We start from the raw sequence: 14,636 nt of genomic DNA, 5'->3' as shown, positions 1-14,636 counted from the left end.
CCGCCCTCGCGGTGCGGCTTAGCGCCCGCCCGCCACTCTCAGCACCGCCCCCGTGGTGTACGAGGCGTCCGGCGACATCAGCCACGCCACGGCCGCCGCGATCTCCTCGGCCCGTCCCACCCGCCGCAGCGGAACGTTCCCGGCCATCTCCCGGGCACGGTCCGGGGCTCCCATGGCGGCGTGCATCTCCGTGTCGATCGCGCCCGGCGCGACCGCGTTGACCCGGATGCCGTCCGGACCGAGCTCCTTGGACAGGCCGAGGGTCAGGGCGTCGACGGCGGCCTTCGTCGCCGCGTAGTGCACGAACTCGCCGGGGCTGCCCAGTGTGGCGGCCCCCGAGGAGATGTTCACGATCACGCCCTCGCCCCGGGGCGTCATGAGCTGCGCCGCCCGCCGCGAACACAGCAGCGTGCCGATGAGGTTGACGTCGACGACCCGCCGCAGGGTGTCCGTCCCGACCTCGGTGAGCCGTCCCAGCGGCCCCGTCACCGCCGCGTTGTTCACCAGCCCCGTCAGCGGTCCGAGCTCCCGCTCCGCCACCTCGAAGAGGCGGTCTACATCCGCCTCGACGGACGTGTCCGCACGCACGGTCACGGCCCGCGCCCCGGCCGCCCGCACCCCCTCCGCCACGTCCTCGGCAGCCGCGGAGTCCCGGACGTAGTTCACCGCCACGTCGTGCCCCTCCGACGCGAGCCGCAGACAGGTCGCGGCACCGATCCCCCGGCTGCCACCGGTGACCACCGTGACGAGACGCTTCATGAGTACCTCCGGGCGAAGAGCGCGGGACGAAGATCCTCAGGCTCGCAGACGCGCGAGCACATCGTCGTCGAGGGGGTAGGGGCGCTCCTCGGGCAGCAGCCCGGCCGCACGGTCGAGCTCTCCCTCGCGCACCAGGGCATGGATCTCCGTGGCGAGCGGTGTCACGTCCTCGATGCCCACGATCCACTCGTCCGCGTACCGCGCGGCCGCCTCCCCGGCGAGCCCCAGCTGGAGCGAGCGGTACGGCTGCGGGTTCAGGCGCAGATCCCGCTCCGGGTCCCACTGCACCCGCGCGGGCGCCTGCCGCAACTCCCGCTTCCAGGCCGTCGCGTCACCGTGCAGAACGGGGACGTGGTGCGACAGACACGCGTTCCGCAGCGCCCAGACGAACCCCTCCCGGCTGATCTCCACGGCCAGCACGGTCTCCTGGTCCTTCTTGCCGCCCCACCCGCAGCGGTACATCATCCACAGGAACGACGGCTTGATCCAGGTCATGCGCTCCCGGCTCCACGACGACGGGAAGCGGCCGTGGCGCGCCGCGGAACGGCCTGTTCCCGGGTGGTAGGCCTGGTAGACGGTGATGGTGGACCCGGTGTGGCGGGCGCGCACCTCGAATTTCGGGCGCACTCCGGCCGGCTGATCGTTCACGGTGTCCAGCCTCGACCGCGCGGCACGTCCGAGGCCAGTGAATATCCGCGCACGCCCTCTTGGCTGCGCACGCCCCATGGCCAACACTGAGCCGATGACGCAGCGTGTGGAGCTCGCGACCGTGAGGGACCGGCTGGCCGTGGACGGGCTCGTCACCGAGTACGCGGTGGTCGTGGACGACGGTGACTGGGAGGCGTACCGGGGACTGTTCACGCCGGACGGGCGGGCGGACTACCGCTCGGCCGGCGGCATCGAGGGCAGTGCCCGGGTGGTGGCCGGATGGCTGGCGGACAGTCTCGGGAGCTTCCCCGTGCGGCAGCATCTGATCGTCAACCGGCGGGTGCGGTTCGGGATCTGGGAGCAGGACACCGGCGACACGGCCCAGGTGCAGGCCGACTACGTGAATCCGATGGGCCGCACCGGACAGGGCGTCGCTTCCGCCGCTCCGGACTTCGTGTGCGGCGGCCGGTGCGCCTTCGCGATGCTGCGCACGGACGACGGCTGGCGGCTGAGCGAGGTGGTCGTACGGGAGAAGTGGCGCCGTCTGCCCGACCGGCGGACGGCTCCTGTGATCAACTGACCCCGGCGTGCGCTGTCCCGGATCACCGTCGGGACGCACACTGGAGGCACCACGGGGTAGGAAGGCGCCTATGAAGACGCTCGGCCACCGGCTCTCCTTCCCCTGGCGGCGCTCGACCGTCGCCGCGGTCGTGGGCGCCCTGCCCGTCCTGGCCTTTCCGGCCCCGTCCCTGTGGTGGTTCGCCTACGTCGCCCTGGTCCCCTGGGTGCTGCTGGCCCGTACCGCTCCTACGGGGAAACGGGCGGCCTTCGACGGCTGGTGGGGCGGGTTCGGCTTCATGCTGGCCATGCACCACTGGCTGCTGCCGAATCTGCACGTGTTCACGTTCGTCATCGCCGCCCTGCTGGGCGTGCTGTGGGCGCCGTGGGGGTGGCTGGTGCGGCGACTGCTCGGCGGGGTGCCGTCGCGCCGACGGGCCACGGCCGCCCTCGTCGTGGTGCCGTCGGGGTGGCTGGCGATCGAACTCGTCCGCTCCTGGCAGGGGCTCGGCGGCCCCTGGGGCGTGCTCGGCGCGAGCCAGTGGCAGGTGGAGGCCGCGCTGCGGCTGGCGTCGGTCGGCGGGGTATGGCTGCTCAGTTTCCTGGTGGTGGCCCTGAACGTCGCCGTGGCCGTGCTGATCGCGGTCCGGCAGGCCCGTGCGCCCGCCCTGGCCGGGCTCGTCGCCACGGCCGTCGTCATTTCCGCCGTCTGGGTGTACGCTCCCCGGCCCGGCACCGACGACCGGGTCCGGATCGCGCTCGTGCAGCCGGGTGTCGTCACCGGACCCGACAGCGCGGACCGGCGTTTCGACCGCGAGGAACAGCTCACGCGTGAGCTCGCCGGGCAGGACGTCGGCCTGATCGTCTGGGGTGAGAGCAGCGTCGGCTTCGACCTCGGGGACCGGCCCGGCCTCGCGCGGCGGCTCGCCGCGCTGTCCCGCGAGACGGGCGCCGGGATCCTGGTCAACGTGGACGCCCGGCGGTCGGACAAGCCCGGTATCTACAAGAGCTCGGTACTGATCGGCCCGGACGGTCCGACCGGTGACCGGTACGACAAGATGCGGCTGGTCCCCTTCGGCGAGTACATCCCGGCCCGTTCCCTGCTGGGCTGGGCGACCTCCGTCGGCAAGGCGGCCGGTGAGGACCGTCGGCAGGGCTCCGAGCAGGTGGTGATGGACGCGGGTAACGGGCTGCGGATCGGCCCGATGGTGTGCTTCGAGTCCGCGTTCCCCGACATGAGCCGGCACCTCGCCGAGGACGGCGCCGACGTGCTGCTCGCCCAGTCCTCCACATCGACGTTCCAGTGGAGCTGGGCGCCCGCGCAGCACGCCTCGCTCGCCGCGCTGCGCGCCGCCGAGACCGGCCGCCCGATGGTGCACGCGACCCTGACGGGCGTCTCCGCCGTGTACGGGCCGGGCGGGGAGCCCGTCGGCCCCCGACTCGGCACGGACACCGCCGCCGCGCAGGTGTACGAGGTCTCGCCGGCGCACGGCACCACGCCCTACGTCCGTTTCGGCGACTGGCCGCTGTACGCGGCGCTGCTGGTCCTCGGGGTATCGGCCGTCGCCGAGGCGGTGCGGATCAGGCGGGACGCTCGTGGATCGCTCGTACCACCCGTTCGCACAGCTCATGGGTGGCCAACGCGTCCCGGGCACTGACCACCTTGCCCGCGCGGACCGCGTCCAGGAAGGCGAGCACCGCCTGTTCGATGCCGCGCTGCCGCGACACCGGAACCCAGTCGCCGCGCCGCCGCACGGTGGGCTGTCCCTTGTGGTCGATCACCTCGGCGAGGTTGACCACCTGACGCTTGGTGTCCTGTCCGGAGACCTCCAGGATCTCCTCGGCCGAACCGCTGAGCCGGTTCATCACACCGAGCGCGGTGAAGCCGTCCCCGGAGAGCTGGAGCACCACGTGGTGCAGCAGGCCGTTCTCGGTGCGGGCGCGCACGGTCACGTCGTCGACCGCGCCGGGCACCAGGAAGCGCAGGGTGTCGACGACGTGGACGAAGTCGTCGAGGATCATCGTGCGGGGTTCCTCGGGCAGTCCGACGCGGTTCTTCTGCATCAGGATCAGCTCGCGCGGGTGGTCGGCGCACTGGACGTAACCGGGGGCGAAGCGGCGGTTGAAGCCGACGGCGAGGCTGGTGTCCCGCTCCTCGGCGAGGGCCACCAGCCGCTCGGAGTCGGCGAGTTCGTAGGCGAGCGGCTTGTCGACGTACGTCGGTACGCCCGCCTCCAGGAGCCGGGTCACGATCCCGGGGTGGACCTCGGTCGGCGCGTGCACGAAGGCCGCGTCGAGATCCTGGGCGATCAGGGAGTCGAGATCCGCGTGGCGCCGCCCGGGCGGGAGGTGGAGGCCGTCGGCGACCCGGTCGAGCGTCGCGGGGGTGCGGGTCTGCAGGTGCAGATCCACTCCGGGCTGGTGGGCGAGCACCGGAAGATAGGCCTTCTGCGCGATGTCACCGAGTCCGATGCAACCGACCTTCACCGTGTGTTCCCCTCTAGCCCTTGCCTGCCGTGGTCCGGGAAGCATACGGCTGCTGCGGCGGGTACCAGTCGGCGATCCCGTCGAAGCCGCGCAGGAGCAGCCCGGGAGCGGCCTTCGACACCGCCGCCAGCACGTTGTCGCGCAGGGCGATGCCGACGCGGTTGGTCATCATCAGGTTGAGGCGGGCCGTCCGCACCGCCCGGCGGGTGATCGCGGTGGTGCGCGGCAGCCGGGCCGCGGTGTAGGCAGGCAGGTCGTCGGCGTGGTGGGCGAGGGTGATCGCGTCCTCGACGGCCTGGTTGCCGCCCTGGCCGAGGTTCGGCGGCATGGCGTGCGCGGCGTCGCCGACCAGGGCCGCCCGACCGTGGTGGCAGGCGGGCAGCGGCTCGGCGATGTGGTGGACGTCGTGGCGGAGTACGTCCTCGGGGTGGATCGCGGCCAGTACCTCGGGCACCGGGGTGTGCCAGTCACCGTAGAGCCGCAGCAGTTCGGCCCGTTCGTCCGGGGCACGTTCCTCCGCGGGCGCCACGGCGGCGGCATAGGCGTAGACCCCGCCGTCCTTGAGCGGGTGCGTGCCCCAGATGCGGCCCCGCCCCCAGGTCTCGTGCGAGGCGAACTCCACACCGGGCAGCGGGATCACCATCCGCCAGGTGGTGAACCCCGAGTAGACGGTCCCGGGATGGCCCGGGAAGAGCACACGGCGTACGGCGGAGTGGATGCCGTCGGCGGCCACCACCAGGTCGGCCTCCAGTTCACCGTCGGAGGTGCCGACGCGGGCGGGCCGGCCCGAGTCGCCCGGGACGCCGGGGTCGAGGAGACGGGCGGCGGTGGCCGTGCGGACGGCACCGGCCGGGAGCCGCGCCGCCAAGCGGTCGACGAGGGTGGTGCGGCGGAGCAGGACGAGGGGTCCGCCGAAGCGCTCGGCCGCGGCGGCGGAATCGGTCCGGGACAGCCACCGTCCGCCCGGCGCGCGCAGCCCTCCGTCGCCCTGCCAGGCCGACAGGGCGCGGATGTCGTCGCCGAGCCCGATGACGTCCAGCCCGCGCAGCGCGTTGGGCGACAGGGAGATGGCCGCGCCGATCGGTTCCAGGGAGTGGGCGCGCTCCAGCACCGTCACCTTCACACCGCGCCGGTGCAGGGCGACGGCCGTGGTCAGGCCGCCGATTCCGCCGCCGATCACGATCGCCCGTTCGACCCGTGCCATGGCTCCTCCTCGCACCGGAACCGCTCCCGCGGTAACTACATCTGTAGTGAGCGTTCGGCTCCACCGTACTACAGCCGTAGTGCGGCGGGTAGTTTGACCTCCATGTCCGTACGCACCGCAGGCGCCTCCCGCGCCGATCTCATCGCCGACACCGCCCTCACCCTGCTCGCCGAGCGAGGAATGCGTGGACTGACCCACCGGGCGGTCGACGAGGCAGCCGGACTCCCCCAGGGATCCACGTCGAACCTGGCCCGCACCCGGCAGGCGCTGCTGGAGCTCGCGGTACGACGGCTCGCCGAGCGGGAGGCCCGGGTTCTCGCGCTGCACGAGATGCCGGACCCGCGGGCCGGCGCCGCCTCCCTGCTGGACGCCCTGGCCCTGGCCGCGCACCGCGCGCTCACGGGGAACCGGGCCCTGACCCTCGCCCGCTACGAACTGGCCCTGGAAGCCACCCGTCGGCCCGAACTGCGGACGTACTTCGACGCGGCCGGCGCCCGCTTCCGCGATCAGCTGACCGCCCTCGTCACCGGAGTCGGCTCCACGGACCCCGAGCGCCACTCGCTGTCCCTGATCGCCTGGGCGGACGGCCTGTTGTTCTCCTGCGTGGCCGGTTCCTTCAGCGCGCGCGTACCGAGCCTCGCGGAGGTCCGCTCGGATCTGCGGGAACTGCTGGCGGGAATGCTCGGCACGGAAAAGCCATGGTGAAGGGGTACCGCTCCGGGCGAAGATGCCGGCATGACGACCGAGCGCAGCGAACCCGCCAACAACGCCGACGAGCGCACCATGCTGGAGGGGTGGCTCGACTACCATCGCCGCACCCTCGCCTGGAAGTGCGAGGGGCTGACCGACGACCAGCTGCGCACGGCGTCGGTGCCGCCCTCGGAGCTGTCCCTGATGGGGCTGGTGCGGCACATGGCGGAGGTGGAGCGCGGTTGGTTCCGCCAGGTCCTCGCGGGCGAGGACGCCGGATCCCTCTACTTCAGCGAGGCCGACCCCGACGGCGAGTTCCACCTCACCGACGCGGACACCTGGCAGGAGGCGTACGGAACCTGGCAGGCCGAGATCGACACCGCCCGGCGCAACGCGGCCGGCTTCGCCCTGGACGACCTGTCCCGGGGCCGCAGCAGACACACCGGCAAACCGTTCAGCCTGCGCTGGATCTACACCCACATGATCGAGGAGTACGCGCGTCATAACGGCCACGCCGATCTGCTCCGCGAGCGCGTCGACGGCGCCACCGGCGACTGACGTCACCCGCGGCACATCCGAAAACCCCCGTACGGGGCGGGAGATCACCCGTGCGGGGCACGCTGTGCCCGTCCGGCCTCCCCCGGGCGGCCGGAGCCAGCAGAGTGGCGCGGGTGCATCGAACGACGACCACAGCAACGCTTCTGGTGACCGTGGCTGTCTCGGCCCTCTCGGGCTGTGTGACGGTCCACCGTCCCCTCGCACCCGGACCGGCGACGGCACCGTCCCAGGGGCCTGAGCCACGTCCGGTCGGGGGGAACGAGACGGAGGTCGTGCAGGCACCGGCGCGCGAGGCCCTGGAGATGATCGGCCCGTCCCGGCCCTCGAAGACGCCCGCGGTCCCGTCGCACCGTGCCGCCCCCGGGGCCACGCCGGAGCGGAGGACACCGCCCGACGACCGGCACGGACAGGCCCGGCCGACTCGCCCCAGAACCGGCGGGAACGACCGGCCGCGAGATCCCGCGACGGGCCGCCCCGACATGGCGGAGTCGATGCGCCGTGGCGCCTCCGGCGGAGCGGACGTGTGTGCGCTGGGCAGGCAGTACGGCGGCTGGCGTCCGGGCAGCCCGGAGGCGACCATCTGCGAGAAGACGTACGGGGGCTGAACCGGCCGGAGTGAGCGCGTACGCCGGGCCTAGGAACGCCGTCCCGGCGGCCACCGGCCCTCGGGCGCCTGGTCCTCGTCCAGCCGGATCTCCAGCCGCCGGATGGCGGCCCGTACGCCCTCGCCGTAGCGGTCGTCGGCCAGGGTGCGGGCCGCGCCCCGGGCCCGGTGGAGATGGGTGCGGGCGGCGTCGGGGCGGCCGAGGCGGGCGTAGTCGGCGGCCAGGTTCAGCTGCAGGGACGGGTAGAGCGCGCGCACGGCGGGGGATCCCTCGCACGCGCCGATGCGGTCGTCCGCGACCTCCTCGGCCGCCGTCAGCGCCCGCAGGTCCCAGGCCAGTTCGTCCTCGGGGTCGTCCTGTGTGTCGGCGAGGTAGTGGGCCAGGGTGCAGCGGTGCAGCGGGTCCCCGTGCTCGCCGATCTCCGCCCACAGGCCGAGCAACCGGTGCCGGGCCTCCTCACGGTCTCCCGCGTGGTGCAGCATCACGACCTGACCGATCCGCGTGAGCACGGCGTCCGGCGCCGCCTGCTCCTGTCGCTCCGCCACCGCGTCCTCCGCACCGCTCGCCGACTGTCGCTCCTGACGCTAATCGCAGGCCGGGGCAATACCGGACAGGCCGCTCCGTAGTACCTCGAGCGGGCCGGGTGCGGGCCGACGAAGCGGTCCGCACCCGGCAGGGCGGCGTCAGCCCGCGCTCGGGACGGTCCAGTCGATCGGCTCGTGGCCCTGCGCGGCCACCGCCTCGTTGATCTGCGTGAACGGCCGGGACCCGAAGAACTTCTTCGCGGACAGCGGCGAGGGGTGCGCTCCCTTGACCACCACATGCCGGCTCTCGTCGATCAGCGGCAGCTTCTTCTGCGCGTAGTTGCCCCACAGCACGAAGACCGCCGGGTCGGGGCGGTTCGCCACCGCGCGGATCACCGCGTCGGTGAACCGCTCCCAGCCGCGGCCCTTGTGCGAGTTGGCCTCACCGGCGCGGACCGTGAGCACCGCGTTGAGCAGCAGCACGCCCTGCTCGGCCCACGGCATCAGGTAGCCGTTGTCCGGGACGGGCGTGCCCAGCTCGGCGTGCATCTCCTTGTAGATGTTGCGCAGGGACGGGGGGATCTTCACGCCCGGACGGACGGAGAAGCACAGGCCGTGTCCCTGACCCTCGCCGTGGTAGGGGTCCTGGCCGAGGACCAGGACCTTCACCTTGTCGTACGGCGTGGCGTCCAGCGCCGCGAAGACCTCCTCGCGGGGCGGGTAGACCGGACCGTTCGCCCGCTCCTCCTCGACGAACCGGGTCAGCTCCTTGAAGTAGGGCTGCTGCAGTTCGTCGCCCAGAACCCCGCGCCAGGACTCGGGCAGCATGGCGGTGTCGGTCACGTCAATGTCCTTACGTGTGCGGTCGCTTCCAGGCCACAGAACCTACAGGCGACCACTGACAACCGGCCCGGCGGACGGTCGTGTCCGGTTCTACCAGCTGGTCTTGCGGGAGAGTTCCCAGACCATCATGATCGTGGACGGGTCCAGCGCCCGCTCCGCGCCCGAGATGTCCCGGCTCGCCGCCACGTGCTGCCGGCCCTGCCACAGCGGCAGCAGCCGCGCGTCGTCGGCGAGGATCCGCTGGGCCTCCTCGAACTGCTTCACCACGTTGCCGCGGTCGCTCTCCTGGCGGGAGCTGGGCAGCAGCTCGGTCGTGATCTCGGTCGCCTCGTAGGGCGTGCCGAGCGCGTTCTGCTTGCCGACGAACGGGGCGATGAAGTTGTCCGCGTCCGGGAAGTCGGGGAACCAGCCGCGTCCGAACGCGGGGTACTCGCCCTTCTGGTAGCCCTCGACGTACGTCTTCCAGGGGCGGCTCTTGAGCGTGATGTCGAACAGCTTCGACGCCTCCAGCTGGCGCTCGAGCTCCTTGAACTCCAGCGCGGTCTCGGAGCCGTAGCGGTCCGTGGTGTACCAGAGCGTGAGCGGGACCGGCTCGGTGATGCCCGCCCCGGTGAGGATCCGCCGGGCCTTGGGCACGCTGGGCTCGCCGTAGTCGTCGAAGAAGCCGGTGGTGTGCCCGGTCAGCCCCTTGGGGACCATGGAGTACAGCGGGTCGACGGTGTCCTTGTAGACCTTGTGCGCGATCGCCGCGCGGTCGACGACCTGGGCGACGGCCTGGCGCACCTCCTTCTTGCCGGCCCACGGGTCCTTGGGGTTGAACACCAGGTAGTTGATGTCCGTCCCGGTGCCGTCGATCAGCTGGATCTCCTCCTCCTTGGAGGCCTTGCCCTGGAGATCGATGATGTCGCCCGCCGCCAGACCTCGGTAGGTCAGGTCGATCCGGTCGTCCCGCAACGCCTTGACCATGGTGCCGGAGTCCTGGAAGTAGCGGATGGTCACCGCGTTGTTCCGGCGTTCGGCGAAGCCCTTGTAGCGGTCGTTGCGGTCGAGTTCGGCCTCCTTGCCCTCCTCGTACGACCGGAGGGTGTAGGGCCCCGAGCCGACGACGCCGTCGTCCTCGCGCAGGGCGTCGGCCGGGTAGGCGTCGGGGTCGACGATGGACATCGCCGGGGTGGCGAGCACGAACGGGAAGGTGGCGTCGGGCTTGTTGAGGTAGAAGACGACCTCGCGCTCGCTGGGCGCCTGCACCCGTTCGAGGCTGCCCAGCAGACCGGCCGGACCGCCATTGACGTTGATCTTCCGGATCCGGTCGATGGAGTGCTTGACGGCCTTGGCGTCGAGGGCGCTGCCGTCGGAGAACTGCAGCCCCTCACGCAGCTCGCAACGGAACACCTGGTTGGAGCTGTCGGAGAACTCGCAGCTCTTGGCGGCGTCCGGCTGCGGGGTGGTCGCGCCGACCGGGTAACTCAGCAGGGTCTGGTAGATGTTGCGGAACAGCTCCCAGGAGCTGTCCCAGGAGGCGGCAGGATCCAGCGTGCTGGGCGAGCTGGTGGTTCCCACGACGATGGGTCCCTCGTCGTCCGAGGTGCCGGAGGACAGAACGCCGCATCCGGTCGCCAAGGACGATATGGACGCGATGGCCGCCACCCGCCGCAGGCATCGGTTCCGGTTGAACACGCGCACGCTCCTCGATCTGCCGTCCCAAGAGTCGGCAGACCATACCGCAGTGTTCGCCCCGTTGACCCCTCTCTGGGCGGCCCTTGAGATCGACTTTCCGATGACTACGTTGTCACGCACCGTCGCGACCCCGATACGCCGACACGGGCGCCGTTTTCGTCAACGGACGCCCGTGTCGGATCGTCGGAACAGAGGCCCCGCGCGGGTGATCACGTCACCCGCGCGGCGCGTTCGGTTCAGGCGACGCCGGCGTTGAGGAAGATGCCGCCGTCGACGACCAGGGTCTGGCCGGTGACCCAGTCCGACTGGTCGGAGGTGAGGAACGCGGCGGCACCGCCGATGTCGGAGGGCACGCCGAGCCGGCCCAGCGGGTAGCCGGCGGCGGCCTCCGCCTCCCGGCCCTCGTACAGCGCCTGCGCGAACTTGGTCTTCACCACGGCCGGGGCGATGGCGTTGACCCGCACCTTGGGCGCGAACTCGTGCGCCAGTTGCTGGGTGAGGTTGATCAGCGCGGCCTTGCTGACGCCGTAGGCGGCGATGAACGGCGAGGGCGCGATGCCCGCGACGGAGGCGATGTTGACGATCGCGCCGCCGTTGTCCTTCTGCCAGGCGTGCCAGGTCTTCTGTGCGAAGCCGAGCGCCGAGATCACGTTGGTCTCGAACACCTTGCGCGCCACGTTCAGGTCGAGGTCGGCGATCGGCCCGAACACCGGGTTGGTGCCGGCGTTGTTGACCAGGTAGTCGACGCGGCCGAAGGCCTCCATCGCGCGCTCGACGGCGACGGCCTGATGCGCCTCGTCGTGCGCCTTGCCGGCGACGTACACGGCACGGTCGGCGCCGAGTTTCCCGACGGCCTCCTTGAGGGCGTCCTCGCCCCGGCCGGTGATGCAGACCCGGTCGCCGCGCGCGACCAGCGCCTCGGCGACGCCGTAGCCGATGCCGCGGCTGGCGCCGGTGATCAGGGCGACCTTGCCCGAGAGTTCCACAGCAGTCATGTTCCCGGTCTTCCTAGTCGAGCGGTCCGCCGGCGACGTACAGCACCTGGCCGGAGACGAAGCCGGCCGCCTCGCCGGTGAAGAAGGCGATCGCGTTGGCGATGTCCTCGGGTTCGCCGACGCGGGCGACCGGGATCTGGGTGGCGGCGGCGGCCTTGAAGTCCTCGAAGCCCATGCCGACGCGGTCGGCGGTGGCCTTGGTCATCTCCGTGGCGATGAAGCCGGGGGCGACGGCGTTGGCGGTCACGCCGAACTTGCCGAGCTCCTTGGCGAGGGTCTTGGTGAAACCCTGGAGGCCGGCCTTAGCCGCCGAGTAGTTGACCTGGCCACGGTTGCCGAGCGCGGAGGAGGAGGAGAGGTTGACGACGCGGCCGAAGCCCGCGTCCACCATGTGCTTCTGGCAGGCCTTGGACATCAGGAAGGCGCCGCGCAGGTGCACGTTCATGACGGTGTCCCAGTCGGAGACGCTCATCTTGAACAGCAGGTTGTCGCGCAGCACGCCCGCGTTGTTGACGAGGATCGTGGGCGCGCCGAGCTCCTCGGCGATCCGCGCGACGGCCGCCTCGACCTGCGCCTCGTCGGAGACGTCGCAGCCGACCGCGATCGCCTTGCCGCCGGCGGCGGTGATCTTCTCGACGGTGTCCTTGCAGGCGGCCTCGTCGAGGTCGATCACGGCGACCGCGCGGCCCTCGGCGGCCAGTCGTACGGCGGTGGCGGCGCCGATGCCGCGCGCGGCGCCGGTGACGACCGCGACCCGCTGCTCAGTGGTGGACATTGCTGCTTCTCCTCGCGCTTGGGATGCGGCTCCTGCGGTCGGACCCGAATCAGTGAGCGACCGCTTAGTACCTTCAGCAGACGTGACGCTAGAAGCCCTGGCACCCGGTGTCAACGGCACACCGCGCGTGTGTGATCCATTCCCCGCGCGGGGGCCTCTTCCGCCCGCCGCGGCCGTCACGCGCCCGGTATCCGCGTGGAGCACCCGATCGGCCCAGTGCTGCGCGCCCTCACGCCGGACGGCCCCTAGCGTCGAGACGCGAGCCACCCGCGGCCGGAAAGGAGGCCTCCATGCGCCGTCGCACCGGTGCCATGGGCACGCTGATCGCGCTCGCCGCGATCGTGCCGTCGGCCGACATCGCTCACGCCCAGGACCTGGACTGCAGCGACTTCACCTACCAGGAGGACGCGCAGACCTTCTTCGACACGGACCGGAGCGATCCGCACCGGCTCGACGAGGACCCGGGTCCGGACGACGGAGTGGCCTGCGAGGCACTGCCCCGGCGCGGTCTCACCTCGTCCACCTTCCGCCCGGCCCCCTCCACCTCGGCACCGGCCCGATCGCCGTCGCCGACGGCCGCTTCGCCCACCCGGACCGCGTCACCGACGACCCCCGCCCCCGCCCGGACCGTGCTCCCCACCACCGCGCCGACGACACGGTCCGCGCCCGCCATCACCGCGCCCGCGGCCCCCACCAGTGCACCCGCCGCACCCACGACTCCCTCCCCCGTCGCGCCGACGCGCGGTGTGCGGGGCGGGCTGGGCGGCTCGTCGGGGTCCGGGCCGAGCGACTGGGACCTGGGCATCGGCGCCACCTTCGTGGCAGGTGCCGTACTCACGACCGGACACCTGGTCAGACGCCGCCGGACCTGACGGGCCGCGGGTGGCCGGGGGCCGGTCGCGCGGGGCCGTGTCGGTACGCGGCTCTGCCGCGTGGGCGCGAGCGACCACGAACCACCCGCAGCCGCCCACGGCCCCGTCAGCGCACGAGCAGTTCGAGCAGCCGTTCCACCTCCGCCGCCGGATCGGCGGTGAGCCCGGTGTGCACGGGGCCTGGCTGGACGATGGTGGACCGGGGCGCGATCAGCCAGCGGAAGCGGCGCCCGGCGTCGTCCGACGCCGCCTGCCCGGCCGCTTCCCCGCCCGCGCAGACGCCCTCGACGGCACGCAGCGCGGCCCGTACGCCGGGCACGTCGGCCTTCGGGTCGAGGGCCAGCAGCCGCGCCTCGTCGAGATGGGTGCGGGCCGCGACGAACGACTTGGGTCGGCAGTACACGAGCACCCCTGCGTTGACGCACTCACCGCGTTCGATGCGCGGTACGACCCGCAGCAGCGCGTACTCGAAGACGTGCCGGTCGCTCACTGGTCCCCCTCGAGGCCGTGGATGCGGTGGTGGACGGTGGCCGCGCGGGCGATCAGCGGCCGCGCGTAGGCCGACCGGAGTTCGTCCGGGGTGTCGAAGCCGGGCTCGCCGGTCAGCCAGAGGTCGGGGATCTCCGCGGTGACCTCGGCGAGCAGTTCCTCGGTGACCTGCGGCGCGAGCCGGGTCGCGGCGGACGCGATGTCCGGCGCGCAGGGCTTCAGGGCGTGGTCGGAGGCGTCGTAGGGGCGGGCGGCGGAGGCTGCCGCGCCGGGCCAGTTGTGATGCCAGATCATGGTCGCGCCGTGGTCGATGAGCCAGAGTTCGCCGCGCCGGCGCAGCATGTTGGGGTTGCGCCAGGAGCGGTCGACGTTGTTCACCAGCGCGTCGAACCAGACGATCCGTCCGGCCTCCTCCGGGCTCACCTCGAAGGCGAGCGGGTCGAAGCCGAGGGCACCGGAGAGGAAGTCCATGCCGAGGTTGGTGCCGCCGCTGGACTTCAGCAGCCGCTGCACCTCCTGCTCGGGCTCACCGAGCCCCAGCACGGGGTCTAGCTCGACGGTGACCAGGCGGGGCACCCTCAGTCCCAGCCGGCGGGCGAGTTCCCCGCAGACGACCTCGGCGACCAGCGTCTTGCGGCCCTGTCCGGCGCCGGTGAACTTCAGCACGTAGGTGTTGAGGTCGTCGGCCTCGATCAGTCCCGGCAGCGAGCCGCCCTCGCGCAGCGGCGCGATGAAACGGGTCGCGGTGACTTCCTTGAGCATCGCCCCAGGCTACTGGCGCGTCGCCGCACGTCGGAGGCGACCCGGGCGGAACGGCCCGAGGCCGACAGCGAAACGACAGCCGTGATTTACGCCCGCCCGACCGCGGACAGGCCAGGCTCTCGGCATCGCCTGAACAGCGTGGGCCCGCTGACCGTACCTCTCGACAGATCACGCATCCCCGGAAGGAACA

The 14,636-nt window shown here is 72.1% G+C and carries 17 protein-coding genes; 6 read left to right on the top strand and 11 right to left on the bottom strand.

The features are described from left to right. Window positions 1–18: 18 nt before the first annotated feature. Both ACH4VX_RS32055 and ACH4VX_RS32050 read right to left on the bottom strand, forming a co-directional pair. Window positions 19–759: an SDR family NAD(P)-dependent oxidoreductase gene (locus ACH4VX_RS32055; protein WP_398372379.1), complete on the bottom strand. Its 741-nt coding sequence runs from the start codon at window positions 757–759 to the stop codon at window positions 19–21. 36 nt (window positions 760–795) lie between these two features. After that, window positions 796–1,407, bottom strand: a complete 612-nt coding sequence (locus tag ACH4VX_RS32050; RefSeq protein ID WP_398372377.1) for a DUF4291 domain-containing protein — start codon at window positions 1,405–1,407, stop codon at window positions 796–798. A gap of 94 nt (window positions 1,408–1,501) precedes the next feature. On the opposite strand from ACH4VX_RS32050, the gene ACH4VX_RS32045 reads away from it, so the two are divergent. Together ACH4VX_RS32045 and lnt are read left to right on the top strand one after the other, a co-directional pair. Then, a complete protein-coding gene (locus ACH4VX_RS32045; protein ID WP_398372375.1) occupies window positions 1,502–1,987 on the top strand; it encodes a nuclear transport factor 2 family protein in 486 nt (161 codons plus the stop codon). A 70-nt stretch (window positions 1,988–2,057) separates the two neighbouring features. Further along, window positions 2,058–3,623 (top strand): apolipoprotein N-acyltransferase, encoded by a 1,566-nt coding sequence (gene lnt, locus ACH4VX_RS32040; RefSeq protein WP_398372373.1) that lies wholly within the window; start codon window positions 2,058–2,060, stop codon window positions 3,621–3,623. Here lnt and ACH4VX_RS32035 read toward each other — a convergent pair. Together ACH4VX_RS32035 and ACH4VX_RS32030 are read right to left on the bottom strand one after the other, a co-directional pair. Next, entirely contained in the window at window positions 3,547–4,452 is a 906-nt protein-coding gene (locus tag ACH4VX_RS32035; RefSeq protein WP_398372372.1) for a Gfo/Idh/MocA family protein, read from the bottom strand. The genes lnt and ACH4VX_RS32035 overlap by 77 nt on opposite strands. Before the next feature lie 13 nt (window positions 4,453–4,465). Continuing rightward, a complete protein-coding gene (locus tag ACH4VX_RS32030; protein ID WP_398372370.1) occupies window positions 4,466–5,656 on the bottom strand; it encodes an FAD-dependent monooxygenase in 1,191 nt (396 codons plus the stop codon). Between the two features lie 102 nt (window positions 5,657–5,758). On the opposite strand from ACH4VX_RS32030, the gene ACH4VX_RS32025 reads away from it, so the two are divergent. The 3 genes from ACH4VX_RS32025 to ACH4VX_RS32015 all read left to right on the top strand — a co-directional run bounded on the left by ACH4VX_RS32025 (window position 5,759) and on the right by ACH4VX_RS32015 (window position 7,509). After that, the gene (locus tag ACH4VX_RS32025; protein WP_398372368.1) at window positions 5,759–6,361 is read left to right on the top strand and encodes a TetR/AcrR family transcriptional regulator; all 603 of its coding nucleotides are present in this window, start codon (window positions 5,759–5,761) and stop codon (window positions 6,359–6,361) included. 30 nt (window positions 6,362–6,391) lie between these two features. Next, window positions 6,392–6,904, top strand: a complete 513-nt coding sequence (locus ACH4VX_RS32020) for a DinB family protein (protein WP_398372366.1) — start codon at window positions 6,392–6,394, stop codon at window positions 6,902–6,904. Between the two features lie 272 nt (window positions 6,905–7,176). Beyond that, the gene (locus ACH4VX_RS32015; protein ID WP_398372365.1) at window positions 7,177–7,509 is read left to right on the top strand and encodes a hypothetical protein; all 333 of its coding nucleotides are present in this window, start codon (window positions 7,177–7,179) and stop codon (window positions 7,507–7,509) included. A gap of 29 nt (window positions 7,510–7,538) precedes the next feature. On the opposite strand, the gene ACH4VX_RS32010 is transcribed toward ACH4VX_RS32015, so the two are convergent. The 5 genes from ACH4VX_RS32010 to fabG all read right to left on the bottom strand — a co-directional run bounded on the left by ACH4VX_RS32010 (window position 7,539) and on the right by fabG (window position 12,323). Beyond that, window positions 7,539–8,054, bottom strand: coding sequence for a hypothetical protein (locus ACH4VX_RS32010; protein ID WP_398372363.1), 516 nt, complete (start codon window positions 8,052–8,054; stop codon window positions 7,539–7,541). 138 nt (window positions 8,055–8,192) lie between these two features. Beyond that, the gene (gene ung / locus ACH4VX_RS32005) at window positions 8,193–8,876 is read right to left on the bottom strand and encodes a uracil-DNA glycosylase (protein ID WP_398372361.1); all 684 of its coding nucleotides are present in this window, start codon (window positions 8,874–8,876) and stop codon (window positions 8,193–8,195) included. A 90-nt stretch (window positions 8,877–8,966) separates the two neighbouring features. Beyond that, on the bottom strand, window positions 8,967–10,553 hold the full coding sequence (locus tag ACH4VX_RS32000) for an ABC transporter substrate-binding protein (RefSeq protein WP_398372360.1): 1,587 nt from the start codon (window positions 10,551–10,553) through the stop codon (window positions 8,967–8,969). A gap of 236 nt (window positions 10,554–10,789) precedes the next feature. Then, window positions 10,790–11,548, bottom strand: coding sequence for an SDR family oxidoreductase (locus ACH4VX_RS31995; RefSeq protein WP_398372358.1), 759 nt, complete (start codon window positions 11,546–11,548; stop codon window positions 10,790–10,792). 13 nt (window positions 11,549–11,561) lie between these two features. Continuing rightward, entirely contained in the window at window positions 11,562–12,323 is a 762-nt protein-coding gene (fabG, locus tag ACH4VX_RS31990; RefSeq protein ID WP_398372356.1) for a 3-oxoacyl-ACP reductase FabG, read from the bottom strand. A 290-nt stretch (window positions 12,324–12,613) separates the two neighbouring features. Between fabG and ACH4VX_RS31985 the strand changes: the two genes are divergently transcribed. Then, window positions 12,614–13,195: an excalibur calcium-binding protein gene (locus ACH4VX_RS31985; protein WP_398372355.1), complete on the top strand. Its 582-nt coding sequence runs from the start codon at window positions 12,614–12,616 to the stop codon at window positions 13,193–13,195. A 106-nt stretch (window positions 13,196–13,301) separates the two neighbouring features. On the opposite strand, the gene ACH4VX_RS31980 is transcribed toward ACH4VX_RS31985, so the two are convergent. Continuing rightward, window positions 13,302–13,685, bottom strand: coding sequence for a DUF3037 domain-containing protein (locus tag ACH4VX_RS31980; RefSeq protein ID WP_398372353.1), 384 nt, complete (start codon window positions 13,683–13,685; stop codon window positions 13,302–13,304). Beyond that, window positions 13,682–14,446 (bottom strand): HipA family kinase, encoded by a 765-nt coding sequence (locus tag ACH4VX_RS31975; RefSeq protein ID WP_398372351.1) that lies wholly within the window; start codon window positions 14,444–14,446, stop codon window positions 13,682–13,684. Before ACH4VX_RS31975 ends, ACH4VX_RS31980 begins: the two co-directional genes overlap by 4 nt. Between the last annotated feature and the right edge of the window lie 190 nt (window positions 14,447–14,636).

The organism is Streptomyces sp. NPDC020731, from assembly GCF_044334705.1.
Lineage (GTDB): Bacteria > Actinomycetota > Actinomycetes > Streptomycetales > Streptomycetaceae > Streptomyces.
This window is presented reverse-complemented; position numbering and strand designations above follow the sequence as displayed.